This window comes from Streptomyces liliifuscus (genome assembly GCF_016598615.1).
Lineage (GTDB): Bacteria > Actinomycetota > Actinomycetes > Streptomycetales > Streptomycetaceae > Streptomyces > Streptomyces liliifuscus.
The window spans coordinates 4,760,218-4,785,343 of sequence record NZ_CP066831.1; the positions used below are offsets into that span (position 1 = coordinate 4,760,218).

The window sequence follows — 25,126 nt, forward strand, 5'->3', positions numbered from 1 at the left end:
GCGCCCCACGGTCACCAGATGCGTAAGCGGAAATCGTCGAGCAGGAACGCGCCGATCAATCGCTTTTCCGCTGCGCGTCCCAATCCCAGGAGTCGCGCCAGTTCCCTCCGCACCCCACCTTGCGGACGAATCGGATTCGCCAAAAATCGGTTGGCCCCGGCTAATAGGTTTGATATAACCTCATCAACAAGGAACAGCTGTAAGGGGACAGCGGATGAGCGCGAGCACCAGCCTCAAGCACGAAATAGCCAATCGGCTCATCGAAAGCGACCTCATGTTCTCTCGCCGCTTCCTGGAGGGCGGGCTGACAGATCAGGGAAACACGGTCATCCCCACCTTTTGCATGAACAATTACCTATCGCTCTTCATCTACGAGTCACATAGAACCCTAAAGGTCATCGACCCGCAGCGGGCAGCGCTCTTGGCTTACAACCACGAGGCGGTCATCGAGAAGGCACGGCACAGCGTCAAGATGTTCGATGGCTCAAAGGCCGGACACGTAGGCGTTCTCGGTGAGTTTTCCGGCATCATCGATGCCGGCCGGGAGAAGTACCTCAACAACACCTGGTTTCCACCGGCTCGGGTGCTGGAGACCGACCTCGGCGAGTGGCGCTACCGCGGCCGGCTGGTGAGCACAACCCAGGTGGCCAGCTTCTTCATGGGTATCCCCACCATGGCTGTGTCCGACATCCCTGCCATCGGTCAGGTCCTCTTGGCCGTAGCGGAGACCCAAGCGCGCTACATCGACCAGGTGACCCGCTCGCTCCCATGGCATGGGTCGTCATTCATGGCCGCCATGAGCTTCAGCGAGCTCAAGAGCCGGGACCGACGATCCGAGCGGTACTTCAAACACCTCTTCGATGCGGCCTTGTCCGATGAGCTGGCGGCATCGCTGTCGGCCTTTCAGTGCTCGCTCAACTTCCTCGACGTGATGGTCGCGGCCGACCAGAACGCCGCCTCAGCCGAGACCATATTCAAGCTGAGGTTCATCACGCTCTACCACGTGCTTTCAAGCCTTACGGAACTGAAGGCCGAGTACGGCAGCAAACTCGACAATGCGTCTCTCAGCTTCCTGGACACCATCCTCACCCACCGGGCGAGCGCCGTCATCATGCACACGGACGGACGAGGTTTCCGTAACACGCTCGTTCACTACACACCCGAGAAGCGGGTCGTGGCGCAGTTGTCCTTGAGCGCGTCTTACTACGGCCTGGTTGAGGCGTACTACCCCGCCTACGACTTCCCCACTCTCAGCCAGGAGGTCAGTGACCATACGACACGAGTGGCGACGCTTCTCAATGAATGGGCGAAAGGCTAAGTAAATGGCTCACCCCGGCTCCGCTCCGCGCGACACTCCTGCCCCCGGCGGAGATCCCGTCCACCTCCGCCCCAGACAGAGCCGAGCAGTCGCGGCCCAGGGCGTCAAGGTCGTTCGTACAGTGGTGGATTGAGGTACGGGAGAACGTGATCCCTCAGAGGTAAGGTGCCACGATGTTGACGCAGGCCTTCTCAAGGGTCCGGGAGATCATGCGGTGACTCGAAAGGTCAACCTGGTGGATCTGCCAGTGGCTTTCGCGCGGCCTCTCCGGTTGTTCACGTACATCATCGGACACAGTCAGCTGTTGCTCAGAGGACAGCAGGACAGCGAACAAGGCCACTCGACAACGCTGGAAGTGCTCTTCAAGGACGTCAGTGCCCTGTCGGTCCGGGACCACTACCCCTCTCTGACCATCCGCGCGGCATCCAGCGAGGAAGAAGAGGAACTGCGCGGAGCGGTATCCGGCCCCTGGTACGACGCGCGGGCCTTCGTCCTGGGCGAGCGGTTGCTGGGCGGCTTCGTAGTCGCCGGCACCGTGTCCTGGGGCGAGTCCTCCGCTCCGGAGACGTACGGCAGCTTCCTCGTCCCTGAATACGACCTGCCGCGATTCAATCCGGACCAACCGCTCCCGACCGAGCCCCAGACGATTCACACCCCCTACCCTCAACGCCGATAAGGGCGTGCCCGCTGTGTGCGGGGCTGACACCGACAAGCACGGACGTCCGGCGCTTCAGTCGGAGGGTCGGTGAGGCCCGGGCTTCTCGTCGTTCAATGCGTTGCTGATCTCCAGGAGATGGGCCTTGGGTATGGCGAAGGCGTTGTGGGGGTTTCGGTAGGAATGGCCGCCGTCGTTGATCCGGATGCCGTCTTCCAGCCTCCAGTGCGCACGCGCCCATTGCCCCTGCTTCTCGAGAAGCGTCCTCGCCACTTCGGCGGGCTCCTCGATCACAGTGAGAGCGGCGAGAGCGGCTGTCAGAACAGTGGGCGCGTCGTCGGGGAGTTGCGCATCCCCGAGGGTCGGGAACAGCAGCAGGAGGCGGGCGTCCGAATCGTCAACGCCCTCTGTTGCCGGCTGTCGAGCCGCGGACAGCAGTTCCGGCCATGCCGTACCGGGCCCCATGAAGTGGCCGTCGTCCACGGCGAGGATTTCCGCTGCGGGCCAAGTCGGGTGGTGGATGAGGTAGTCCACCCCTCGGTCGCCCTCGAAGTTCCGGTAGACGACGTGGATGGTGTGACCGGAACGCAGGGGCAGGCCGAACACCGGCCACTCACGCACGGCGGTGAGCCTGCGGTTGAGCTCAATGGCCGCGTCCCAGTCGGCACCGAACGCTGCTCGTTGCGCGTCCTCTCCACGCAGGCAGGAACCGAGGTGCACGGGCCAGAACAACGGATCGTCCAGATAGGCCCCGCCCTCGACCAGAGGGCCATGTTCGTATCCGGGGATCTTCAGCACGCGAGGATGGTCACACGAGGCACTGACAGCGCCTCCGGGTGCGGGAGCAGCCCTGCCTCGTCTCGGATTCCGCCTACGCCCGTCACCTCATGGCAGGGATCCCCGGCGCGACCGGCCGCCAACGGATCGCCCGACCGACCAAGCAACGAAGCAACCAAGCAACCGACCAACCGGCTGACCGGCTGACCGGCTGACCGGCTGACCGTTCATCCACCCCCTCCACCCCTCGACCCCGGCACCCCTCCACCCCGGGCACCCCGCACCCCCCACCCACCATCCGGCCCCCACCCGTCAAACCAGCTCCACCTGCGGTTCCCGTTCCACTGGCCGCACCGACGTCGGCCCCCGCTCCCACAGTGCGACCGTCCTTGCGTATCCGTAGATCACGGACGTCATCGTCAGCACGAGGAGTGGTCCGTACAGCCATGGATGGCCGGCCATCTCCAGTGGCAGATAGCGGTACGACACGAGGAGCGCGGCGAAGACCGTCGTGCCGTAGGCGACCAGTCGGAGCCCCGGGCGGTCCCAGCCGTGGTCGAACGAGCGCAGGGCCGCCTCGATCGTGAGCGTGAACACCACGCCCGCGATGAGATCCACGCCGTAGTGGTAGCCGAATCCCAGTGTTGCGCCGAGTGTGGCGACCAGCCAGAACGTGCCCGCGAATCGCAGAGCCCGCGGCGCCTTCCGGGAGTGGATGAAGATCGCGGTGGCCCACGCCGTGTGCAGGCTGGGCATGCAGTTCCGTGGGGTGATCGCGTCGAACGGCATGGGGTGCGGGGTGCTGATCGGCGGCAACGTCTGCGGCCACAGGTTGGCCACCGCCCACTGCCCGCTGGGCGGCGCTTCCGGCCACAGGCCGACCGACGACCAGTGCTCGACACCGGTGCCGTAGGCGAAGACCGGTCCGACCACCGGGAAGATCAGGTAGGTGGCGGGCCCGAGGAGGCCGATCACCAGAAACGTACGCACCAGGTGGTGGCGCGGGAAGCGGCGCTCGGCCGCCACGTGGCGCAGTTGGTACAGCGCGACGACGACCGCGGCCACCGCGAGCTGGCCGTAGACGATGTTGAGAAGGTTCGAGCCGATCGGGCCGGTGGCCGCGACGAGCCGGCCCACCAGCCACGACGGGTTGCCCAGCGCGTGATCGGCGGTTGCCACGTACTGGTCGAGCACCCCGGGGCGGGTCTTGGAGGTGATGAGCAGCCAGATGTCGCCGGTCTTGCGGCCGGCCACCAGGAGCAGGCCCAGCCCGACGCCCTTCAGCAGCAGGACGCGTTCCCGGCCGGTGCGGCGGGTCAGGGCGACGACCCCGCAGCCCAGGATCACCCACAGCGCGCCGTTGCCGAAGGGGTGGCCGTCGGTCACCCTGGCGTCCGCCGCCCAGCGGACCGCCGCGAAGGCGATGTCGATGCCGATCGCGGCGCCGACCGCGATGAACCGTTGCCGCCAGGTGAGAACCACCATCGTCAACGCCATACCGGCGTACAGCAGGAAGCCGGATTTGGGGGCGAAGATCACCTCTCGCGCCTGATTGGTGATCGGCCCCGGCTGGCCGTAGTGACGTGCGGCGATTTCCAGTGCCACGAGGAATCCGAGGCCCACGACACCTGCCGCCGCCCAGAGTCCCGCCCGTGGCCCACGCCGCCCGGAGAGCGTGATTCTGCTTCTTGATCGCGCAGAATCACGCCAAGGTATGTATCTCAATTTTCAGCCGATTTAATAGATTTTGGTCAACGGGCAGGGTGAGTTCCGTCCGCCGCCTTCCCGTCCTGGCTGCGTTCTCCCTCATGGAGAACAGCCCGCCCGACGAGGGAAGACGGAAAGATCGCGGTCCGGGTTCCGCGGAACCCGGACCGCGCCGACGGCCGTGTGTCCTTACATCTGTCGGAGGCGGTGCGCGCCGAGGGCCAGGACGACCAGGGCCGCGTCCTCCGGGCGCCTGGGGTCGCGGCCGGTGAGTTCGGCGAAGCGGTTGAGGCGCTGTTGGATCGTGTTGCGGTGGCAGTACAGCGCGGCGGCCGTGTCGGTGATGGAGCCGCTGCCCGACAGGTGGACCTGGACGGTCTCCAGCAGCCGGTCCGCCTCCGCCGGGGGAACTCCCGTGTGCAGCCCGCCCAGCACGTCGGCCGCCAGACCGCGGCCGAGGTCGCCGGCCCGGTGGACACGGTGGGATTGCGGCCGCCGCTGTCCAGGAGCCGGCTGAACCACAGCCGCCGCTCGTCCTCCGTCCGCCGCCCCATCTCCAGCACGGTGCGCTGGTAGGCGGTCATGATGCCGGTGACATGGTGCTCGACCGCCTCCCACACGTAGTAGGCGGAGGTGACCAGCCGCGCCCGGCCCTCGTCCCCCGCGCGCCGCGCCAGCGCGGCCCGGACGACCCGGAAGTCCACACGGGCGGCCTGCATCAGCGCGTCCAGCGGAACGCCCTGCCGGGCGCGCTGTTCGCCGACCCGCCCGGAGACACCGGCGACATGCTCCGGCACCGGCAACCGCGCGACGGTACGCAGCAGGAGTTCGAACGCCTGCCAGGCGCTGTCGCGGAACTCCTGCTGCGACACCATGTCCGAGTAGGAGGCCCGGACCGGCCCCACGTACTCGGCCCACTCGTCGACCAGGCTGTCGATCTCCTCCAGACACTGGCGCGCCAGAGCGACGACGTGCGGGTCCGGCGGAGGCAGGGCCGAGTGCGGCGCATTCGAGGTCGGAGGCGGGGTACACATGGGCTCCATCGTCCCTCGTCCTCAACCGGCAGAACCCGGGGGTCAGCCCGTCCGACCTGCCCGTCCCGCCTCTCCCCGTACGCGTACGACCTTCCGGTTGACGAACTCGGCCATTCCGTACGCGCCCAACTCCCGCCCCACGCCGAACAGTTCGACCCCGCCGAAGGGGAGGTCCTCCTGGGTGCCGGAGGGGCCGTTGATCGAGATCATGCCGACGTCGAGCGCGTCGGCGACCGCCTTCGCGGCGGCGATGTCCCGGCCGAACACGACGCTGCCGGAGGCCGCCTGCTGACCGAGGCGGTCCACCGGCTGATGTCGGGCGCTCTGGACCGAGCCCGGACCGATCACGGACTCACCACGTCGTGGCGAGCCACGCGGCCGCGCCGGCGAGCGCGATGAGGGTGACGTTGAGGCCGGTCTCCTGCACCTCTCCGCGGGACAGGTGCAGGGCGGTCGCCAGGATCTGGAGTACGAGGAAGCCGAGTGCGGCGAGTATCGCGAGGACGGGGGCCGTCCCGGTGAGCGGCGGCAGTACGAGGCCGGCGGCGCCGAGGATCTCGACGGTCCCGATGGCCCGGACGGCCCCCATCGGAACCGTGTCCACCCAGCCCATCATGGGCGCCAGTCGCTCCTTGCTCTGCGCGACCTTCTTGCCACCCGCGTACAGGTAGAAGGCGGCGAGGAGTCCGGCGACGATCCAGTAGGCGATCTCCATGTTCTGCGTCCTCCGTCATGGTTACCTCTTGTAAGTAGGCACATGGTCGGTGACTATCGAGACCCTTACAAAAGGCACACCGGTGTGCGTTGCGAACAGGGGACGCCGATGTCGAAGTACCGCAGGACCTGTCTCATCCGCGGCGACGGCGGCCGGGCGATCCGGGGCATCCTGGACCGCGTCGGCGACAAGTGGACGCTGCTGGTGGTGGCCACCCTCGACGGCGAGCGCATGCGCTTCACCGAGCTGCAGCAGCGCATCCCGGGCATCTCGCAGCGCATGCTGACCCGCACGGTCCGGCACCTGGAGCGCGACGGCCTGGTGTCCCGCACGGCGTACGCCGAGGTCCCGCCCCGCGTCGAGTACGAACTCACCCCGATGGGCCGGACCTTGATCGAGCCCGCCGTGGCACTGGCCGAATGGGCCGTCGACAACAACCCCGACATCGAGCGGAACCAGACGGCGTACGACACGGAGCGTCCCTGAGACCCCGGCCGCGGTGGGCCGGAGTCACTCGGGCTGCTGACAGGCGCTCACCGGCCGTTCACTGGCCCAGCGGCGCCGGTGGTGTGGCGTCCGGGACGGCGGCGGTCGGAGCGGGCGGGTGGGCTGTCCTCGTCCGTTCTCTCGTGAGGGCGGCGGTGAGAGTGCGGGCCTGGAGGGGATCGGCCGGCAGGACGTGGGAGGCGAACCAGCGGGCGGACGACGGGTCGGGGGACGGTTCGACGAACTCCGCGCCCGCGTAGTCGTCGAGCGGGGGATCGTAGATGTAGCCCGCGACCACTCCGTGATTCACCAGGCGCTGCACCAGGGCGTCACGGTTGTGGACCAGGAGCGGGACCCGGAAGAGGGGCAGCGGGCCGCCCCGTGCCGCGCGGTCGCGGAGCGCCGGTGAGGCCCAGGCCGTGCCGGAGAGGACGCTGACGCCTGCCCGGCGCCGGGTGAGATTCTCGTCGAGCAGCGCCATGCGGAGTTTCAACTGGCCGCGCACCAGGGTTCCGTGGCGGGTCCGGAAGTCGTGGAGGTCGACGCGTATCCATGGTTCGTACGCGGTCAGGCTCGGCGCCCGCAGTGCACTGGCGGAGAGCCGGGGCGCGTGCAGGGCCATCCGGAAGTCGTCGCGTTCCAGGAGGCCGAGGCGTTGCATCGTGCGCCAGGCCGGGCGCACCAGGTGGAGGCCGCGGACGGCCGAACGCGCCAGTGGGCGCAGGGCGGTTGCCAGGTCGCCGGCCAGGCGGCCCGGGACCAGGAGGTCGTCGCGCAGCAGCTCCAGCTCCCGGCGGGTGCGCGCGTCCTCCACGACCAGGAAGCCGCCCGCCATCGCCGCCACGTGCTTGGAGAGGCTGAAGGCCGCCGCCGTTCCGAACGTCCCGATCGGCCGCCCGTCCAGGTGCGTGCCGATCGCGTGCGCGGCGTCCTCGATCAGGGGGATCCCCAACTCCTCGCAGCGCAGGCGCAGTTCCACGACCCGGTCCGGCATGCCGTACAGGTTCGTGGTGAGGACGGCGTCCACTCCGCGCCAGGTGGACTCCGGTACGGCGGCCGGGTCGATGTTGCCGTCCCAGACGGACACGGGGGCCATGACCGGGCGCAGTCCGGCCGCGAGGACGACGAAGAGGATCACGTCGTCGTTCACCGGCGACATCAGCACCCGACCGCCCGGGCGGCACCAGCGTCGTAGTGCCAGGTACAGGGCCAGGCGTGCCGAGGGTGTGTAGACGCACTCCCGTCCGAGCCGGCGTGCCATAGTCGCGGCGAGCCGCGATCCGTACGGCATCGTCACCTCTTCCGCTGCGGGGCCGCATTGCCCCGCGCGCTCGCATTCCGCTGTGGTTTCGAGGTGCCTTGCGCGTTCGCGGTGCCCCGCAGGTCCGCGTTCCGTCGTGGGGCCGGGCCGGAGTCCATGCGGCCCGACGTGCGCAGCGTGCCGACCGTCTTGAGCAGCCGGTCGGCCGGTTCCCTCAGCCGCGGATGGGCCAGGACCGTGTTCCGGAGCCCGCGCACGGGCCTGCGCCACAGCCGGTGTGCCGTGGCCACCGGGTGGGGGCGGGCCGCGAAGCCCTCGCCGACGCGCAGTTCGCGGGTCTTGAGCCAGTCCTTCCACTCCTTGTCGCCGCGCCCCAGGTCCATGAGCCGCACACCGTCCCGCCCGGCGGCCTCGGCCATGCGGAGGTGCATGATCAGGCCGGGCGAGTAGTACTGGAGGTCGGGGTCGTACGCGGTGAACCACGGCGCGAACACCGTGCGCGATCTGGGCCCGAAGTGCGCGGCCACCGGCCGGTCCCCCGCGTACACCACGGACAGCACACCGGTGAAGTGCTCCTCGCGGACCTGGAACAGCTGGTCCACGAGCTCCACGATCCACGGTCGCGCGAACCTGTCCATCCGTCCCGTCCTGCGGTACTGGGCGGACTTCCACCGCATGAGCGTGCGCAGCGCCCCCGGATCGCGCTCGTCGAAGACGAACCGCATCTCGCCCAGGTCGCGCGCCAGCCGGCGTTCCTTCTTCAGCGTCGTCTTGGCCAGCCCCGGGTACGCGCCGCGCAGCCACTCCGCGTAGCCGGCGTCGTCGCCGTCCTTCAGGTCGATGGCCGGTGAGGCGAACGTCCCCGTGACATAGGGCCCGAAGGGCTTCTGCTCCTCGACGAGGTGGTCGAACTCGAAGACGGAAAGACCGCAGGCCCGCAGCAGTTCCCGGGTGTCCCAGGTGACGCCGGGCCGGTGCACGAGGGCCTGGGCGTCGGAGAGACCGAGTCCGATGGCCCGGCCCACCCCTAAGGCGTTGCGCTCGTACGGGAGGAAGCCGACGGCCTCTTCGCCCTCGTGCAGGACCGCCACCCGCGCCCCGCCGCGGTGCCGGCCGATCCCCGCCGCGAACTCCGGTGCCAGGAAGGGGTTCGCGTAGTCCGGTGACTCGTCCATCGCGCGGTGCCAGGCCCGGCGCAGCGGGCCGCTCAGTTCCTCGGGTCTGTGGATCGTGATGGTGCTCATGGACCGCACGGGCGCCCCCCATTCCCCCATGACGCGCTCTCCGCGTCCTGCCCCCGCCTCGAACTGTTCGGCGGGGCTCAAACGTCGCGAAACAGTACGCACGCTGTCAAGGGTGGTGTGGGTAATGGAATCGTACAGATCGGACTGCCCCGGTCCGCCTCCGGGACGAGCCGTCGCCGGCCGCCGGCCGCCTCAGGTGAACGGGTGCCCTGATTGCCCTACAGTGTGAGGATCTTGTGACATCACGGTCCGGTCCGCATCCGGTTCCACACATCCAACGGGGGCACATCATGGCGCTGTTCGGAAACGCGCACACCATCGATCCGGCGAAGGCGCAGCACGACTACGCGCGACTGCTCGGGCAGGACGAGCAGGTGTACGCGGCGTACCTGCTGATACGCGACACCATCCTCTTCACCGACCGCCGTCTCATCCTGGTCGACAAGCAGGGCATCACCGGCAAGAAGACGGAGTACCACTCCGTCCCCTACCGCAGCATCACCCACTTCTCGGTGGAGACCGCGGGCCACTTCGACCTCGACGCCGAGCTGAAGATCTGGATCTCCGGCACCCCGGCGCCGATCGAGAAGACCTTCACCAAGGGCGTGGACATCTACGAGGTCCAGGCGATCCTCACGCAGTTCGTGGCGCGCTAGCCGCAAGAGGCACGGGGCGCAGCCCCGGCACCAGGCTCACCGTCACGGCGATCGACACCAGCGCCATCACCGTCATCGCCGTGCCCGGTGACGTCAGTTGGGCCGTCGCGCCCGCCAGGGCCGCCCCCACCCCCTGCATCGTCAGCATCCCGGACGAGTGCAACCCCAGTGCGTGGCCTGACAGTTCGGGCGGGGTCACGGCCATCAGGCGTTCCTGCTGCAGGAGGCTCGCCGCGAAGCCGGCCGAGGCGAGGGTGGCGAGGGCCGCCGCCAGGACGGGCCCCGGGCGCAGGAAGAACAGCACGTACGGGGCCGCCAGCAGCAGAAGCAGTGGAACCCCCAACTTCGGGCGCAGCCGGGACGGCACGAAGCGGGCCGCCGTGACATCCCCCGCCAGCATGCCCAGGGCCGCACAGGCGAAGAGCAGGCCCGCGTGGCCGGGGGCGTACGAGACATAGAGGGACTCGCAGCCGACGATCAGGCCGTTGGGGATCCAGAGGGCCAGGAACAGGTGGCGGCGGGGGCCGGAGGCGAGCAGGGTCGCGTTCGTGCGCCGGGTCTCGCGCACCGACGGGCGGCCCGTGGCTCTCGGCGGGCGGGGGGTCAGGGCGAGGCGGGACACCGCGGCGGCCGTCGCGTACAGGGCCGCCGCCGTGAGCAGCGTGCCGCGCGGGGACAGGAACGCGATGAGGACGCCTCCCGTCGCGAACCCCACGACCTGCGTGATCCCGTTCGCCATGTTGAAGACCGAGCGGCCGAGGATGTAGCCGTCCTCGCGCAGGATCTCGTTCAGCAGCCCCCAGCGGACCCCGCCGCCCAGGGACGCCACCAGGCCCAGTACGAGGATCAGGGCGAAGATCCCCCACAGGGGCAGCGGGGCCGCCAGTGCCGCCGTACCCGCCGCGAACGCCAGCGCGGTGCCCGTCAGCGTGGCCCGGGGCGGCAGTCGGTCGGCCGCCGACAGAAGCGTGGTCGCGCCCAGCACCTGGGCCAGTGACGGGCCGAACATGCTCAGGGCCGAAAGCAGCGGCGAGTCCGTGGCCCGGTAGACCAGCGTGCCGAGCGCGAGCCCGCTCATCGTCTGGGCTGCCACCTGCGCCGAGGAGGCCAGGAAGAGCGGGGTGAACTCGGGGGTACGGAAGAGGGACCGGTACGACGTCATGGGCATGCCCGGAGTCTCGGACCGGGGCCGGAGCGGCCGGTAGAGTTTCGTGCCCGCGCGAAACAGACAGCCGGACCAGAGGGCAGAAGCAGGGCGAACGGACACGGAGGAGGCCGTCGACATGGGCTGGTGGCAGGTCAACGCCGACACCCTCGCGGGCAGCCGGTTCGTGCTCTCGCCGCTCGCCGAGACCTTCGCCTGTCTGAAGGCGCTGCGGGCGGGGACGGCCGCGCACCCGGGCGAGCGGGCCTGGCTGGCGGCCCATCTGCCGGACCACGAACGACGGCTGGCCGCCGATCCCGTCACGTCCGCCCTCGTCCGGGCCGGGCTCGGGCCCGAGTGGATCGCCGACTTCCTCACGCCGACCCCGCGCGGCGAGGAGGAGTTCGACACCGAGGTCGCCCGCGTGCGCGAGACCTCCCCGGAGGCGGCCCGCGCCCACCTCGCCGTGGCCCTGCGCGGCCCGCTCCCCGGCATCCTCCAGGACCGCGACGACCTCCCCGACCGCGCCGCCGACCTGCTCACCCGCGTCTGGACCGAGGCCGTACGGCCCTACTGGCCCCGTCGCCGCCGCGTGCTCGAAGCCGATGTCGTCGCCCGCGTCGCCCAGTTGAGCCAGGGCGGCTGGGCGGCGGCCCTGGACGCGATGCGGCCGGGCATGCGCTGGCTCGGCGAGAACCGGCTGCAGATCAACCTCCACGAGTACCCGCCCCGCGAGATCTCGGGCGCCGAGCTCCTCTTCGTACCCGTGACACCGCAGCGGCAGGGCTGGGTGTCGTGGGAGGAGCCCGACCGGTACGCGGTCGTGTATCCGTGCTCGGGCGCGCTCGCGGACACCGGGCCGACGGCCGCGGGCGCCCCCGAGAGCCTCAGCCGGCTGCTCGGGGCGGGGCGGGCGGGCGTTCTCGTCCTGCTCGACTCCCCCATGAGCACGAGCCAGGTGGTGGCCGTCACCGGCCAGGGACTCGGCTCGGTCGGCCGCCACCTCAAGGTCCTCCTGGACGCCCGGCTGGTCGAGCGGCGCCGCTCCGGGCGGTCGGTCCTCTACTACCGCACCCCCGCGGGCGAGGTTCTCGTCGGGGCCCAGGGTGACCGGGGCGCCGCCCGTGACCCTTCGGAGCGGAGTTAGCATCCGTTTATGACTACTGACTCAGTTCTCGACGTCGACATCGATGCCCTGCAGGGCGGTTCCGCGGACCTCGGCCAGTACAAGGGCCAGGCCGTGCTCATCGTCAACGTGGCCTCCAAGTGCGGACTCACCCCTCAGTACGGGGGCCTGGAGCGACTGCAGGAGCGGTACGCCGCACAGGGCTTCACCGTGCTCGGGGTGCCCTGCAACCAGTTCATGGGCCAGGAGCCCGGCACGTCCGAGGAGATCGCGGAGTTCTGCTCGGCGACGTACGGCGTGACCTTCCCGATGACCGAGAAGGTCGACGTGAACGGGGACGGACGGCACGCGCTGTACGAGCGGCTCACCGGTTTCGCGGACGGCGAGGGCCACAGCGGCGACATCCGCTGGAACTTCGAGAAGTTCCTGATCGGCCGGGACGGCACGGTGGTCGCCCGCTTCTCCCCGCAGACCGAGCCGGAGTCGGCCGAGGTCGTCGCGGCCGTAGAGGCACTCGTCGCCTGACACGGCGGCTCCCGTCGGTTGCCGTCGCCCGAAGGGGCGGCTCCCGTCGGTTGACCTTGCCCCTGGGGCAAGGAGCACCGTCCTCCCCGCCGGGCGGCAGTCGCCCGGTGACGGAGGATGGGCCCGTGGAACCCGTGACCGACACGACCAACGCGTTGCCCCCGGCCGAGGGCCTGCTCACGATCGGCTCGTTCGCCGCCCGTGCGCGGCTCTCGCCGAAGGCACTGCGGCTGTACGACCGGCTGGGCCTACTGCGCCCCGCGCACGTCGACGACACGACCGGCTACCGCTACTACCGCGCCGCCCAGGTCGAACGGGCACGCCTGGTCTTCCTGCTGCGCGGACTCGACATGCCGCTCGCCAGGATCGCCGAGGTCGTGGAGCGGCAGGAGACCGACGGACAGGCGGCCGCGGACCTCGTGACCGCCTACTGGGCGGACGTCGAGGAACGCCTCGCCGGGCAGCGGACACTCGCGCACTACCTCCGTGGACGGCTTTCCGGAAGGAGTTCCGAGTTGTACGCGACATTCGAGGTCCACACCGTGGACGTACCGGAGCAGTGGGTCATCACCGAGAAGCGGCACACCCTCGTGGAGGAGCTGCCCGTCTGGATCCCGGCGTCACTGGCACGACTGGAGGCCGCCGCGGAGGAGTGCGGCGGCACGACCGGCTCCCCGTTCGTCGTCTACCACTCCGAGGTCTCCCAGGAGAGCGACGGCCCCGTGGAGTCCTGCGTCCCCGTGGCCGACCCGGAGGCCGCCCGCACCTGGGCCGCCCAGCACGCCCGCGCCTGGAACACCACGGCCCGCCTCGAACCCGCCCACCGCCTCGCCTACACCCGCATCACCAAGGCCCAGGTCGCCAACCCCCAGATCCACGCCGCCTACGAAGCAGTAGAGGCCTGGCTGACCGAAGAAGGCCACACCTACGCAGGCCCCTGCCGAGAGATCTACTTCACGGATTGGGACACGTCGGGCCCGGAGGACGAGGTGTGCGACATCGCCTTCCCAATCCAGCCGGGCTGACGGCGGGCGCCCCTTCAGGGGCGCGGGGAACTGCGCGACCAGCCCAATCGAACCCGCACCCGAAATCGGACCCGCGGATGCGCTACCCGCCACTCCCGCGGACGGCGTCCCTCATCTCCTCAGGACACCCAGTCCCCCGGGGCAACTGATAAGGCGCAGCCAACCGATACGTGCCGGCCCGCGGAGCGAGCAGCTCCGTCCACTTGTCCCCGTTGACATCCTCCTCCGTCTCCATCAGACACCCGTTGACGTTCTCGTACGCCTTCGGCATCTCGTCGTCCTCCTCCCGCAACCGCTTCGACTCCTCGGTCTCCTGCGGCGGCTTCACGCTCTTGCCCTCCGCGTCGACAAGCCCGAGCCACGGCGAGTAGGGGATCCGGATGAGCACCCGCCCCGCCCGCTTCACCTCGATGGTCAGCTCACCCTGCTCGGCCCGGTCGACGACGGCGGGCGGGTCGGCCATCGGGGTGGGGTCGGTGACCTTGAAGAGCTGCCAGTTGGCATCGCCCCAGACCTGCTTCAGATACGGCATCCCGCGCTGCACGAGCTCCCGCTCGCGCTCACCGCCGTCGCCGTCGGGCTCGCCCTTGGGGACGACGACGAAGTGGACGGCCCAGCGCCGCAGCCACTCGTGGTAGTTCGCGGAGTTGAGGGTGTCGTCGTAGAAGAGGGGGTTGCGCTCCATGTCCGCCTGACGGTTCCAGCCGCGGGCGAGGTTGACGTACGGGGCGAGGGCGGACGCCTCCCGGTGGGAGCGGGCCGGTACGACCTCGACGCGGCCCTTCTCGGCGCCGGCGACCTGGAGCTGGTTGACCAGCGGGGCCAGTTCGCGGGCCCAGGAGGCCGCGGGCGTCGTGTGCACTATGTCGTCGACGGCCTTGAAGCCGATCCAGGCGTTCATGCCCACGAAGGTCACGAGGATCGCGTACCACTTGCGCGAGCGCGGCACCGTGAAGGGCAGCGCGGCGATCAGCACGACCCCCGCCAGGAGCATGGGCAGGCGGCTGATGTTGGAGCCGATCTGCGAGCTGATCAGCCAGACGAGGAGGACGGAGAGGCCGTACACCGCCGCCGTGATCCGGACCGTCTTCCACTCCTTGGGGACGAGGAGGAAGACGAACACCGAGTACGAGAACGGCAGCAGGACCGAGGCGAACAGCATCGGCTGCGTACCGGAGAAGGGGAACAGCCAGGCGGAGACGCCCACGACGGCGGCGGGCGCGAGGCCCAGCGCGTACGCGCCCGGGCGGCGCTTCTGCAGGAAGAGCGCCACCGCGACGAAGCCGACGAAGAGTCCGGCCACGGGTGACGCGGCGGTCGCGAGCGCGGCGAGGGGCGCGGCGCACAGGGCCTTGGCCCAGCGTTTGTAGCGCCAGCGGTACGGCCAGCAGAAGACGACGGCGGTCGCGCCGAGCGCGAAGACCATGCCGAGGCCGAAGGTCACGCGTCCCGAGGCCGCGTTGCACAGCAGCGCGAACACTCCGGCGAGCGCCGGCCACACCGGGTTCCGTACGGCCCTGGTGCGCATCAGGATCAGCGTGAGCAGCCCGGCGGAGATCGTCCCCGCGATCATCAGCGTCGTACGCACGCCGAGCACGGCCATCAGATACGGCGACACCACGCTGTACGACACCGGGTGCATCCCGCCGTACCAGGCCAGGTTGTACGCCGAACCCGGGTTCCGTCCGACGAACTCGGCCCACGCGTCCTGCGCCGCGAGGTCGCCCCCACTGTTCGCGAACGTGAAGAACCAGATGACGTGGAGGATGCCGGAGAGTGCGGTGGCGAGGGTCGCGGGGTGCCGGAGGAAGCGGTGGAGACGAGTGGTCCCGTGAACGCCGTCGGGCTCCGCGAGGTACTCACCGTCCTCGCGGTCCGTGTCGTTCCCGGGGCTCTCGGGACTCCCGGGCGGCTCGGAGGCCTCGGGGAGTTCGGCGGACCGGGAGGTCTCCGGAGCCTCGGCCGACCCGGAGGAGTCCGAGGAGTCGGACGTGTTCGGGGAGTCGGACGAGTTCGGGGAGTCGGCGGAGCCGGGGCGTTCAACGTGCCGCGTACGCAGCCGTATTCGCTGGCCGGCTTCTTGGCCCGGCTCGGCGTCGTCGGCGTGCGTCGGCTCCGCTGTCGCCACGTGAAGGCACTCCCGTGTCCCGTTGTTTTCGCTCTCGGCCGGGCCCCGCGGCGGGCGACCTGCCCTTCTCGCGACGCTAGCACGCACCCCGGCGCAGAGCGCCGGGGCGGTACTCCGTCGGTGACGTACGACCGTTTCGGCACGGCTTGGGAGCGTTACGCCCCCAAGCCGCCGCGGCCCTGTACGTACGTCAGCTCACCCGGGTGAGCTTGGACCCGTAGCCCGGTTCGACGAGGTCCGACTGGAGCGCCACGGGCACCTCGACCGCGTTGCCGCTCGTGCCGTCACCGACGCTCAGCGAGCCGACCTTGGTTCCCGCCTTCGCCGCGTGCGGGATGGCCGTGCCGTCCTCGCCCAGCTTCAGCTTGACGGTCTGTCCGGCCCAGCCCACCGCGGAGACGTCCTTCGTGGCGACGACCGGCGTCCGGCCGCCGAGCCCGTCGTCCACGTACCCGACGACGTCGCCCTTCTTCAGGATCTTCTGCGAGGTCAGCGCCTCCTGGGCGGCGATCATCGCCTCCTTGCTGACCGCGTTGACCGTGTCGATGATCGGCGGCTTGTGCTGGCCGAGGACCGCGCCGACGACGATGACGTTCTCGCCTCCGACCTCCTGGGTGGCGGCGAAGAGCAGGTTGCCGCCGGCCTTGGTGGTGGAGCCGGTCTTGATGCCGATGGCGTTGTTGTACGGCACGAGGCGGTTGTAGTTGTCCCACTTCTTGCCGGACGGGTCCACCCAGGTCGGCAGCTTGGTGATGTCCACCAGCGCCTGCATCCGCACCAGTTCGTTGCCGAGCTTCACCTGGTCCTCGGCGGTGGAGACGGTGGTCTCCTTGAGGCCCGAGGGGTCGGTGTACGTCGTTTTGGTCATCCCGAGGTCCTTGGCGGCGTCGTTCATCTTCTTGACGAACTCCTCCTCGGAACCGTTCGAGTCCCAACGGGCCAGCAGCCGGGCGATGTTGTTCGCGGAGGGGATCATGATGGCCGCGATGGCGTCCTTCTCGGTGAGGGTGTCGCCCTCCTTGACGGTGTTGAGCGTCGACTCGCCCTGCGCGTCGTAGCCGCCCTCCGTCTCCGCCTTCGCGTCGACGGGGATCTTCGCGCCGTCCTCGCCGGGCTTCAGCGGGTGCTCCTTGAGGATCACGTACGCCGTCATGGCCTTGGCGACCGAGCCGATGGCGACCGGCTTCTGCTCACCGAACCTGTCGACCGTGCCGATGCCGTTCACGTCCATCCAGCCCTGGCCCTCGTCGGGCCACGGGAGGGAGACCTTGTTCCCCTCGAAGGCGTACGACTCGTCGGCCGTCAGCGCGAGCGTGGGGGTGGGCAGCGGGCGTACGGCCTGTACGACTGCAAACACCACGGCCAGCAGCAGCACCAGCGGGGTCCAGATCTTGACCCGCCGTACGACGGTCCGCACCGGGGTCTGCCGGGGCGGCGGCGTGTTCGTCAGCTCCGCCAGCAGGTCCAACGGGGGCTTCGGCGGCAGGGGTTGCTGGGTCGTCCGCTCGGGGCCGACCTGCGGGACGGCGGCCGTCTCGGCGGCCGGCGGCACCGACGGCGGCGCGACCGGCCGCGCCTTCGGCGGCGCAGGCTCGTCGAGCGGCTTGAGCGCCACGAATTTGCTGGTGCGCTCGGACTCCGCCTCGGCGGAGGGCTTGGCGGCCCAGGCCGGACCGGGCTTGCCTTCGGCACCCTTGCCGGGGTCGGCGCCCTTGCCGGACTCGGCATCCTTGCCGGGGTCGGCGCCCTTGGCGGGGTCGGTTGCCGTGCCCTTGTCCGCTCCGGCAGCCGCTCCGGCGTCCGGCTCGGTCGTGGGCTTCTCGTCGGTCCCGGCACCCGGCTTGGCGCCGCCCCACTTGAGCATGGTGGTGGGCTGATCCACGGCACGCGCCGGCATCTTGAAGATGGCGGTGGGCTGATCGACGGGGGGCTCCGGGTCGCCGCCGGAGTCCGCGTCACCGCCGGCTGCTGCGTCGGACTCGGCGTCGGCGCCGGCATTGCCCTCACCGGGGCCTTCACCTGCGGCGGCATCCGCATCGACGACAGCGCCGACCTTCGCGGCACCGGCGGGGACTTCGTCAGCGGGTTCACCCGTGGGACTGGCCTTCACAGCGTCAGCCTTGGCCCCGGCGGGAGCTTCGTCAGCGGGCTCGCCCGCACCGGACGCAACACCGGCCTCAGGCACAGCGTCGGCCTTCACAGCGTCAGCCTTGGCCCCGGCGGGAGCTTCGTCAGCGGGCTCATCCGCACCGGGCGCAGCACCGGCCTCAGGCACGGCGTCGGCCTTCGCGGCGTCGGCCTTGGCAGGGACCTCGTCAGCGGGTTCGCCCGCGCTGGGGGCAGCATCGGCCTCGGAATCGGTGGCGACCTTCGCGTCGCCGTCACCGTCGCCGGAACCGTCACCGTCGGACTCGTCGGACGCATCAGACGCGAGCGCCTCAGGCGCTGCGTCGGCCTTCGTGTCGGCTCCGGCCTCCGGCTGATCCTTCGCCTCGTCGGTCGCCTCGCTCGGCGACTCGCCCTCGGGCTCCCGCTCGGCGTCGGCGCCACCAGCGGGCTTCGCGCCGTCACCGTCGGTCTCGGAGTCGGAGTCGGAGTCGGAGTCGGAGTCGGAGTCGGAGTCGGCAGGAGCGTCATCCTCCGCCGGGGTCTGCGCGGCAGCGGCATCCTTCGGCTCGGCGTCCTCGTCCGTGGACGCGTCGTCGGTCTCGGCCCCGGCCGTCCCGCCCTTCACCCCGGACTCACCCTCGTCGTCCGAGTCACCGCCACCGGCGGCACCCCCGGCGCCACCCCCGGCCGAACCGGCCGAATCCGATGTGGCCGATTCCGGACCGTCGGACCCCTCCGCGGCACCGGGAACCTCCGCGCCGTCGGATCCATCGGAGCCCGCGGCGTCAGAGGCGCCCTCAGGGGCCTCGTCGTCCGCGGTCGCGACCCACGCGGCCACCACGTCCCGCAGTCGCGCGTCACCGCCCTCGGTGCCCTTGGCGGGGCCCTCACCGGCGGACTCCCGGTCCGCAGAACCGTCACTCCCCTGGGAACTCCCGGCGACGGACCCCTCCGACTCCGCCGACCCCGCGGAGCGCTTCGTCGAGAACACCGCCGTGGCCGTGTCCACCCGGGACGCCGCCGTCACCGCCTCCCTGGCGACCGCCAGCCGCGGATCCGGAACCGGAGCCTTGCTCCCCGACGTCGGTTCTGCCGACGACTCGTGCTGCTTCGACCTGTCGGGGGACTCGCCCGCCACCGATGCCTCCTCCATGCGCCACAACTCAGTGCGGCCAACCGAACCATGAACCCGCCAAGCCATGCACACACGCCCGGACATCCCGTGTCCGAACCATGTACCAGTGTCCTGTGTGCGGGCTTAACCCCCGTGGTAGACGAGAACGACATACCTATCGGTTCCACTACATTCCGGTCACGCACTCTCGACAGACCAATGTGAGAGGGGTCACCCTGTCATTCATCCACGCGGGGAGGCATGGATGGGCAGGAGCCGCAGAACACTTCCGGAGGAGCTTCTGCTGCTGGCGCTGGACCCGACCACGGGTACCACCGCACAGCCGCAGTCGCTCGACCTAGGTCTGGCCGGAGCGCAGCTAGTAGAGCTGGCGCTGGCCGGACGGATAGCCCCAGACGGGGATCGTATCGCCGTGGTGGCACCACGGCCGACCGGAGATCCGACCTTGGACTGTGCGCTGGAACTACTCCGCAGGCGGGGTGCTCCAGTACGCGCTGTGAACTGGATCGGCGGACCCCGACTGGGGCTGCGCCAGACATATCTCTCGCATCTGGAGCGGTGCGGCATGGTGCATGCCGTGGCGGGACAGATGTGCGGGGTGCTTCCGACGACTCGCTATCAGGCGACGGACACGGAGATCAGCCGGGAGATCAGGGCCCGGCTGGACAGCGCGATCCGCACCGGCGTACCGCCGGACCCGCGGACCGCCGCGCTGGCCGCGCTGGCGCACGCCGTCGGCCTGGGCAAGCACCTCTACCCGGGGAACGAAGGGCGTTCGTCTCGCTCCCGTCTCCGGGACCTGATCAGGCACGACCCCATGGGCGGCCTCGTGGCGCACGCCGTGATGGACGTCCAGAACGGTGTGGCCGCTCAGCCACGCCGCAGCCCGGCACCGGCCGGCCGTCAGGCCGCCCCCGGAGCCAGGCCCGCACCGGAGCCCGCCAGGGGCGTCCCGATGCAACCGCGCCGCGGTTCGATGGCGCGTGCCGTGGCTCACTGAGCCGCAGTCCCACGGCACTCGCCGGCACGACCGCGGCACTGCAGGACCCGTAGGACCAGCAGGACCCGACAACCGCAGCACCCACCGTGCAGCACGCATCGCGCGTCACGCACGTCAGCGCCGCACCGACGTCCCCAAGACCCGGTTCGGGAGCCGCTGGGCCGCGCGGGGCGGTGGGCCGTACGTCCGGACGACGACACGGCCCACCGCCCCGCGCGTCCGCATGTCCACTCATGTGCCGCCAAGCCGTATGTATCGCAACGTCACGTGTCTCCACGTACAACCGCGCGTCTCATCACACTTCTCACCACTCTTCCACGCAAGGTGGCGTGAGGTGGCGACAAGTGGCGGGTACGCACGGCATATCCGCTGTTTCCCAGCGGTAGCAAGCACCTTGGTGGCAATCTGCTCAACAGCAGATACGCAAAGTACAGACAGTACGCAGCCGGAGGTGCACGTCCCGTGGCGTCCAATGTCAATCCCACCGTCAGGCGACGCCGGTTGGGCCAGGAGCTGCGCCGGCTCCGCGAGCTCAAGGGCATGACGGCAGAAGAAGTGGCCGAGCGGCTGCTTGTCTCGCAGTCGAAGATCAGCCGCCTGGAGAACGGGCGGCGCAGCATCAGCCAGCGCGACGTCCGTGATCTGTGCGGGGTGTACGAGGTCGAGGACGTCCGGATCGTCGATTCGCTGATGCAGATGGCCAAGGACTCGCGCCAGCAGGGCTGGTGGCACTCCTTCGGCGACATCCCGTACAGCGTCTACATCGGTCTGGAGACGGACGCGGCGAGCCTGCGCGTGTACGACCCGCTGGTCGTCCCGGGCCTGCTGCAGACCCGTCCGTACGCCGAGTCCCTGATCCAGGGCGCGCTCCCGGAGGCGGCTCCCGGCGACATCGAGAAGCGCGTACAGGTACGGCTGCGGCGACAGGAACGTATCTCCGACCTGGAGAACCCGCTGCGGCTGTGGGCCGTGCTGGACGAGGCCGCGCTGCGCCGGACCGTCGGCAACAAGCAGGTGATGATCGAGCAGTTGGAGCATCTCGTCGAGATGTCCCACGTGCCGCATGTGACGGTCCAGGTCATTCCGTTCACCATGGGCGCCCACCCCGGGGTCAGCGGGCAGTACGCGATCCTCGAGTTCCCGGACGCGGCCGACTCCAGCGTGGTCTACATCGAGGGCGTCACCAGCGACCTGTACCTGGAGAAGGCGAACGACGTCCAGAAGTACAGCGTCATGTACGAGCACCTGCGGGCGCAGGCCCTGAACGCGGACCAGTCCCGGGAGTTCATCGCGGACGTCGCCAAGGACTACGCCACCGAAGCGATGTCCTGAGGCAGGGCGCCACCGGTGGGACAGGGCGTCACCGAGTGGCGCACGAGGCGGTGTTGGGCCGATTTCCACCGCTCCCGGCGAGAGGGCGCCGGACAATACACCCTCGCGGTATCTCGACGGAAGACTCCACTGGTATATGCCACCCGGTCGAGTGAATAGTCGCTTCGTACGCCGATGTTGGCGAGTAGCGTCGATCACGCCAAGCAGCAACAACCTTGGCGCAATCCGAACCGTGGGTTCCGGAACGAACCCGCAGTGCGGTGACAGCAACTCAGCAACTGGCTACCGGAGCGAACATGGCAATCAAGCAAGGCGCCACGGATACGTGGACGAAGTCCTCGTACTCCCAAGGCAACGGCGCGTGCGTCGAGGTCAAGTCCCCCGTCCTGACGGCGCTGGCCGTCCGCGACTCCAAGGTCCACGAGGGTCCGACGCTGGCCTTCGCGGCCGGCTCGTGGAACGCCTTCGTGGCAGAGGTGAGCCGGGGCACCGTCTGACCCCACCACCGGATGCCTCGCGCAGCACGAGCACCAACGCGGCAAGAGCACCGACAACGGGATCGACAACTGCTCCGAACAACCGGATCAACAACTGCACAAGCACCACGAAAGAGCCCTCTCGACCGGCCCGCCGTCCTGGCCGAGGGGGCTCGGCCTTTTCCGGATTTCCCATCCTTCAAGACCTCCAAAGATGATCAGTTCCCCTAACTGTTCGCAAACCGCTCCGACCTTCAACCGACCGTTCCCGTTCGATTACAGTGCTGGACTGTCGGCCGTACCGACGGAATCGGCACGGGAGCGGATCGGGATCTGTAGGAGGCCTCGGTGGGTGCGACAGCCGGTGCCGTCTGGGGCCGTGCCGAACAGCAGGACTTCCGCAGCCGGGTGCGTGGCACGCTCCTCGGCGCGGCCGTCGGGGACACGCTGGGCTCGCCCGTCGCGGGTCTGTCGATGGACGGGATCCGCGAGGCGCACGGGGCTCAGGGGCTCACTGATCTGGCCTTCGGGCACGGCAGACGCGGAGCCGTCTCCCATCTCACGCAGCTGACGCTGTTCTCCATGGACGGGCTGATAAGGGCCCAGGTGCGCCGGGACACCGGAGCCTGGCACCCGCCGACGGACCTGCACCGGGCATATCTGCGGTGGGCCGCCACACAGCGCGACTGGGGTCCCGACGAGCGGCGCAAGGAGGACGGCTGGCTGGCCCGCGAGGAGTGGCTGTACGCCCGGCGTGAGCCCCCGCGCGCCTGTCTGGTGGGGCTCGGCGACGAGATGATGGGGACGCTCGACGCGCCCAAGAACCCCGATGAGCGGGGCCCGGAGGCGGCGGTCCGCTCCGCGCCCTTCGGGCTGCTCGTCGGCTGGGAGCCGCAGCTGGTGATGCAGCTCGCGGTGGAGTGCGCCGCACAGACCCACGGGCATCCGACGGCCTACCTGTCGGCGGGGGCGTACGCCGTCGTGGTGCACGGTCTGGCGCGCGGTGAGAGCCTCGACGCGGCCGTCCAGCGGGCGCTGCAGCTGCTCGCCGGGCGCCCGGGGCACCAGCCCGTCGCGGACGCGCTCCAGCAGGCGCTGGGGGCCGTACGGCAGGGCATGCCCACTCCGGCCCGGGTCGAGGACCTGGCCGGGGCCGGTACGGCGGAGGGGCTGCTCTCGGTCGCCGTCTACTGCGCCCTGGTGGGCGAGGACACCCGCCACGGTCTGTGCCTGTCGGTGAACCACGGCGGCGACTCGGCGGCCACCGGCGCGCTCACGGGCGCCCTGCTCGGCTCGCTCCACGGCGAGACGGCCCTGCCGCCGTCCTGGCTGGCCGAGCTGGAGGGCCGCCCCACCATGCTCGTCCTCGCGGACGACTTCGCGATGGAGATGACCCAGGGCCCGGCCCTGCACGGCCCGGCGGGCTCCTCACCGGGTTGGCTGGCCCGCTACCCGCGCGGCTACGCGGCCCTGGCGGGCGCCACCCCGGTCCCGGCGGGCTGACCACCGCCCACCGACACTCGATGTGACCGGCGCCACAGGGACGAGGGACGCCGGGCGGACAGGGCTGGTCGTGGAACTTTCCCTACGTGCCCGGATACGGGCCGGTGACCCGGAGGCGTTCGCCGAGCTGTTCACCGCGCACGCGCGGGCCGTCTACAGCTACGCCGCCCGCCTGACCGGAGACCGCACCGCCGCGGAGGACGTGGTCTCCCTGACCTTCCTGGAGGCGTGGCGCCTGCGGGAGCGGCTGAGACCCGATGCCGGGCCCCCCGAGGAGGACGGCGCCCGGGACGGCCCCGGACTCCCCGAGGGCGACGGGCTGCGGCCCTGGCTCTACGGCGTCGCCACCAACGTGCTGCGGAACACCCGGCGGGCCACGCGGCGGCACGGTGCCGCGCTCGGCCGCCTCCACGGGAGCAGGGCGGACCACGACATCGTGCCGGACTTCGCGGACGAGCTGGTCGGGCGTCTGGAGGACACCGAGCGGCTCGCGGCGGCCCGGGTCGCGCTGAAGCGGCTGCGCAGGTCCGAGCGCGAGGTGTTCGCGCTGTGCGTCTGGTCGGAGCTGAGCTATGCGGCCGCCGGTGAGGCACTGGGGGTGCCGGCGAGCACCGTACGGTCGCGGCTCGCCCGTGCCCGGCAGCGGCTGCGGCGCCTGGCGGAGGCGGAGTTGGCCCGCCGCGGGCCCGGGCGGGGGCCGAAGCGGGCCGCCCAGGAAGAAGAGCCTGAAGAAAAACCGAGACACCGTCCCCGTACCGGACAGGTCCCCAGCAGCCGCCCCGAAGCGGCCCGGTCGACACAGGAGAAGTACCGATGAGGCCCGAAGAGCGCGAGGAACTGGCCAGGCTGCTGCCGAGCCCGGGTGACGCGGTCCTGCCGAGCGACCGCCATGATCTGATGAAGGACCATCTGATGCGAGAGCTCACCCGGGACGACGTCACGGCCACCGCGGCCACCGCGCGGCCGAGGACCGCCGCCCGCCGCCGGTTCGCCGTACCACTCGCCGCCGCGACCGCCGTCGCCGCCGTCACCGCGGCCGTCGTCACCGCCACCGCCGGACCGGACGCCCCGACCACCGACCAGGAGGCCGTCGACCTCCTGAACCGCATCGCCACGGTCGCCGCCGCGAAGAAGTCCGTGGCCGTCCGCGACGACCAGTACGTCTGCATCAGCGTCCAGGGCTCCATGGACATGGAGGAGATGGGCACCCAGGTCTTCCGCCGGACGGACTGGACCGCCGTCGACGGCAGGCGCTCCGGACTGGCCCGGACCACGGTGGTGTCGGGCCCGAACCTCCCGGGGGAGCGGACCCCCAAGGGCGTCCCGGCCGACATGACGCTGTCTCCCGACCCGAACGTCACCACGTACCGCGAGCTGGAGGCGCTGCCCACCGACCCCGACCGGCTGCTGAAGAAGATCTACGCGGACGCCGCGGGCGAGGGGCAGAGCCGGGACGAGTCCGCGCTGGAGGCGATCGGCGACATGCTCGACACTGCCACCCTCCTCCCCGAGGTGGGCGCGGCCCTCTACCGCGCCGCCGCGAGGATCCCGGGCGTCAGGGTGGTCGAGAACGCCGAGGACCTCGCGGGACGCCCCGGTATCGGCCTGAGTTTCAAGGACCGCGACGACCCCGACGTGTGGGTCTTCGACAGGAAGTCCCTCAACTACCTCGGGTCCGACGAAGTGGCCCTGCTCGGTGCCGGAGTCGTCGACAAGATCGGTGACACGCCGAAGAGTTGACGCTTCGTCAGCGTGGACGCCCGACGAGAA

General features: G+C 70.2%; 23 protein-coding genes. 13 read left to right on the forward strand and 10 right to left on the reverse strand.

What is annotated here, in order from left to right:
* Window positions 1–214 precede the first annotated feature (214 nt).
* A complete protein-coding gene (locus JEQ17_RS20050) occupies window positions 215–1,318 on the forward strand; it encodes a hypothetical protein (RefSeq protein WP_200396521.1) in 1,104 nt (367 codons plus the stop codon).
* A gap of 304 nt (window positions 1,319–1,622) precedes the next feature.
* Window positions 1,623–1,994, forward strand: coding sequence for a hypothetical protein (locus JEQ17_RS20055; protein WP_200396522.1), 372 nt, complete (start codon window positions 1,623–1,625; stop codon window positions 1,992–1,994).
* Between the two features lie 54 nt (window positions 1,995–2,048).
* On the opposite strand, the gene JEQ17_RS20060 is transcribed toward JEQ17_RS20055, so the two are convergent.
* The 5 genes from JEQ17_RS20060 to JEQ17_RS20080 all read right to left on the reverse strand — a co-directional run bounded on the left by JEQ17_RS20060 (window position 2,049) and on the right by JEQ17_RS20080 (window position 6,206).
* Window positions 2,049–2,771 carry a hypothetical protein gene (locus JEQ17_RS20060; RefSeq protein ID WP_200396523.1) on the reverse strand — a complete coding sequence of 241 codons (723 nt, stop codon included), beginning with the start codon at window positions 2,769–2,771 and terminating at the stop codon, window positions 2,049–2,051.
* A 291-nt stretch (window positions 2,772–3,062) separates the two neighbouring features.
* Window positions 3,063–4,430, reverse strand: coding sequence for a phosphatase PAP2 family protein (locus JEQ17_RS20065; protein ID WP_200401601.1), 1,368 nt, complete (start codon window positions 4,428–4,430; stop codon window positions 3,063–3,065).
* Window positions 4,431–4,646: 216 nt separating this feature from the next.
* On the reverse strand, window positions 4,647–4,979 hold the full coding sequence (locus tag JEQ17_RS20070) for a PucR family transcriptional regulator (protein WP_234048278.1): 333 nt from the start codon (window positions 4,977–4,979) through the stop codon (window positions 4,647–4,649).
* A gap of 554 nt (window positions 4,980–5,533) precedes the next feature.
* Window positions 5,534–5,839 (reverse strand): aldehyde dehydrogenase family protein, encoded by a 306-nt coding sequence (locus JEQ17_RS20075; protein WP_234048279.1) that lies wholly within the window; start codon window positions 5,837–5,839, stop codon window positions 5,534–5,536.
* A gap of 4 nt (window positions 5,840–5,843) precedes the next feature.
* Window positions 5,844–6,206 carry a DoxX family protein gene (locus tag JEQ17_RS20080; protein WP_200396525.1) on the reverse strand — a complete coding sequence of 121 codons (363 nt, stop codon included), beginning with the start codon at window positions 6,204–6,206 and terminating at the stop codon, window positions 5,844–5,846.
* A 108-nt stretch (window positions 6,207–6,314) separates the two neighbouring features.
* On the opposite strand from JEQ17_RS20080, the gene JEQ17_RS20085 reads away from it, so the two are divergent.
* Window positions 6,315–6,692, forward strand: coding sequence for a winged helix-turn-helix transcriptional regulator (locus JEQ17_RS20085; protein ID WP_200396526.1), 378 nt, complete (start codon window positions 6,315–6,317; stop codon window positions 6,690–6,692).
* Window positions 6,693–6,750: 58 nt separating this feature from the next.
* Here the strand turns inward: JEQ17_RS20085 and JEQ17_RS20090 are convergent, their stop codons facing one another.
* Window positions 6,751–7,983 (reverse strand): DegT/DnrJ/EryC1/StrS family aminotransferase, encoded by a 1,233-nt coding sequence (locus tag JEQ17_RS20090; protein WP_200396527.1) that lies wholly within the window; start codon window positions 7,981–7,983, stop codon window positions 6,751–6,753.
* A 2-nt stretch (window positions 7,984–7,985) separates the two neighbouring features.
* Window positions 7,986–9,197 carry a GNAT family N-acetyltransferase gene (locus JEQ17_RS20095; RefSeq protein WP_407700065.1) on the reverse strand — a complete coding sequence of 404 codons (1,212 nt, stop codon included), beginning with the start codon at window positions 9,195–9,197 and terminating at the stop codon, window positions 7,986–7,988.
* A gap of 290 nt (window positions 9,198–9,487) precedes the next feature.
* Between JEQ17_RS20095 and JEQ17_RS20100 the strand changes: the two genes are divergently transcribed.
* Entirely contained in the window at window positions 9,488–9,853 is a 366-nt protein-coding gene (locus tag JEQ17_RS20100) for a PH domain-containing protein (protein ID WP_055615870.1), read from the forward strand.
* Here the strand turns inward: JEQ17_RS20100 and JEQ17_RS20105 are convergent.
* A complete protein-coding gene (locus JEQ17_RS20105) occupies window positions 9,831–11,015 on the reverse strand; it encodes an MFS transporter (RefSeq protein WP_200401603.1) in 1,185 nt (394 codons plus the stop codon). The two genes, JEQ17_RS20100 and JEQ17_RS20105, sit on opposite strands and share 23 nt — an antisense overlap.
* Before the next feature lie 121 nt (window positions 11,016–11,136).
* Between JEQ17_RS20105 and JEQ17_RS20110 the strand changes: the two genes are divergently transcribed.
* The 3 genes from JEQ17_RS20110 to JEQ17_RS20120 all read left to right on the forward strand — a co-directional run bounded on the left by JEQ17_RS20110 (window position 11,137) and on the right by JEQ17_RS20120 (window position 13,673).
* Window positions 11,137–12,144, forward strand: coding sequence for a helix-turn-helix domain-containing protein (locus JEQ17_RS20110; protein ID WP_200396528.1), 1,008 nt, complete (start codon window positions 11,137–11,139; stop codon window positions 12,142–12,144).
* Window positions 12,145–12,153: 9 nt separating this feature from the next.
* A complete protein-coding gene (locus JEQ17_RS20115) occupies window positions 12,154–12,648 on the forward strand; it encodes a glutathione peroxidase (RefSeq protein ID WP_200396529.1) in 495 nt (164 codons plus the stop codon).
* A gap of 125 nt (window positions 12,649–12,773) precedes the next feature.
* Entirely contained in the window at window positions 12,774–13,673 is a 900-nt protein-coding gene (locus JEQ17_RS20120; RefSeq protein WP_234048280.1) for a MerR family transcriptional regulator, read from the forward strand.
* 82 nt (window positions 13,674–13,755) lie between these two features.
* Here the strand turns inward: JEQ17_RS20120 and JEQ17_RS20125 are convergent, their stop codons facing one another.
* Both JEQ17_RS20125 and JEQ17_RS20130 read right to left on the reverse strand, forming a co-directional pair.
* Window positions 13,756–15,801 carry an MFS transporter gene (locus tag JEQ17_RS20125; protein ID WP_200396530.1) on the reverse strand — a complete coding sequence of 682 codons (2,046 nt, stop codon included), beginning with the start codon at window positions 15,799–15,801 and terminating at the stop codon, window positions 13,756–13,758.
* Window positions 15,802–15,991: 190 nt separating this feature from the next.
* Window positions 15,992–19,063: a D-alanyl-D-alanine carboxypeptidase gene (locus tag JEQ17_RS20130; protein WP_200396531.1), complete on the reverse strand. Its 3,072-nt coding sequence runs from the start codon at window positions 19,061–19,063 to the stop codon at window positions 15,992–15,994.
* Between the two features lie 226 nt (window positions 19,064–19,289).
* On the opposite strand from JEQ17_RS20130, the gene JEQ17_RS20135 reads away from it, so the two are divergent.
* The 6 genes from JEQ17_RS20135 (at window position 19,290) to JEQ17_RS20160 (ending at window position 25,096) form a co-directional block, all read left to right on the forward strand.
* On the forward strand, window positions 19,290–20,045 hold the full coding sequence (locus tag JEQ17_RS20135; RefSeq protein WP_055615874.1) for a GOLPH3/VPS74 family protein: 756 nt from the start codon (window positions 19,290–19,292) through the stop codon (window positions 20,043–20,045).
* A gap of 462 nt (window positions 20,046–20,507) precedes the next feature.
* Window positions 20,508–21,377 (forward strand): helix-turn-helix domain-containing protein, encoded by an 870-nt coding sequence (locus JEQ17_RS20140; RefSeq protein ID WP_200396532.1) that lies wholly within the window; start codon window positions 20,508–20,510, stop codon window positions 21,375–21,377.
* Between the two features lie 296 nt (window positions 21,378–21,673).
* Window positions 21,674–21,874, forward strand: coding sequence for a DUF397 domain-containing protein (locus JEQ17_RS20145; protein WP_055615876.1), 201 nt, complete (start codon window positions 21,674–21,676; stop codon window positions 21,872–21,874).
* Window positions 21,875–22,201: 327 nt separating this feature from the next.
* Entirely contained in the window at window positions 22,202–23,356 is a 1,155-nt protein-coding gene (locus JEQ17_RS20150; RefSeq protein WP_200396533.1) for an ADP-ribosylglycohydrolase family protein, read from the forward strand.
* 70 nt (window positions 23,357–23,426) lie between these two features.
* On the forward strand, window positions 23,427–24,173 hold the full coding sequence (locus JEQ17_RS20155; RefSeq protein WP_200396534.1) for an RNA polymerase sigma factor: 747 nt from the start codon (window positions 23,427–23,429) through the stop codon (window positions 24,171–24,173).
* Complete coding sequence (locus tag JEQ17_RS20160; protein WP_200396535.1) at window positions 24,170–25,096, forward strand: CU044_5270 family protein; 927 nt, start codon at window positions 24,170–24,172, stop codon at window positions 25,094–25,096. The genes JEQ17_RS20155 and JEQ17_RS20160 overlap by 4 nt, the downstream gene beginning before the upstream one ends.
* The last annotated feature ends 30 nt before the right edge of the window (window positions 25,097–25,126 follow it).

Excerpts from the sequence above, each read along its gene's own strand:
- JEQ17_RS20085 (WP_200396526.1), top strand. The coding sequence starts at position 6,315 with ATGTCGAAGTACCGCAGGACCTGTCTCATCCGCGGCGACGGCGGCCGG.
- JEQ17_RS20095 (WP_407700065.1), bottom strand. The coding sequence starts at position 9,197 with ATGAGCACCATCACGATCCACAGACCCGAGGAACTGAGCGGCCCGCTG.
- JEQ17_RS20100 (WP_055615870.1), top strand. The coding sequence starts at position 9,488 with ATGGCGCTGTTCGGAAACGCGCACACCATCGATCCGGCGAAGGCGCAG.
- JEQ17_RS20105 (WP_200401603.1), bottom strand. The coding sequence starts at position 11,015 with ATGACGTCGTACCGGTCCCTCTTCCGTACCCCCGAGTTCACCCCGCTC.
- JEQ17_RS20090 (WP_200396527.1), bottom strand. The coding sequence starts at position 7,983 with ATGCCGTACGGATCGCGGCTCGCCGCGACTATGGCACGCCGGCTCGGA.
- JEQ17_RS20145 (WP_055615876.1), top strand. The coding sequence starts at position 21,674 with ATGGCAATCAAGCAAGGCGCCACGGATACGTGGACGAAGTCCTCGTAC.
- JEQ17_RS20115 (WP_200396529.1), top strand. The coding sequence starts at position 12,154 with ATGACTACTGACTCAGTTCTCGACGTCGACATCGATGCCCTGCAGGGC.
- JEQ17_RS20135 (WP_055615874.1), top strand. The coding sequence starts at position 19,290 with ATGGGCAGGAGCCGCAGAACACTTCCGGAGGAGCTTCTGCTGCTGGCG.
- JEQ17_RS20080 (WP_200396525.1), bottom strand. The coding sequence starts at position 6,206 with ATGGAGATCGCCTACTGGATCGTCGCCGGACTCCTCGCCGCCTTCTAC.
- JEQ17_RS20160 (WP_200396535.1), top strand. The coding sequence starts at position 24,170 with ATGAGGCCCGAAGAGCGCGAGGAACTGGCCAGGCTGCTGCCGAGCCCG.
- JEQ17_RS20110 (WP_200396528.1), top strand. The coding sequence starts at position 11,137 with ATGGGCTGGTGGCAGGTCAACGCCGACACCCTCGCGGGCAGCCGGTTC.
- JEQ17_RS20050 (WP_200396521.1), top strand. The coding sequence starts at position 215 with ATGAGCGCGAGCACCAGCCTCAAGCACGAAATAGCCAATCGGCTCATC.
- JEQ17_RS20130 (WP_200396531.1), bottom strand. The coding sequence starts at position 19,063 with ATGGAGGAGGCATCGGTGGCGGGCGAGTCCCCCGACAGGTCGAAGCAG.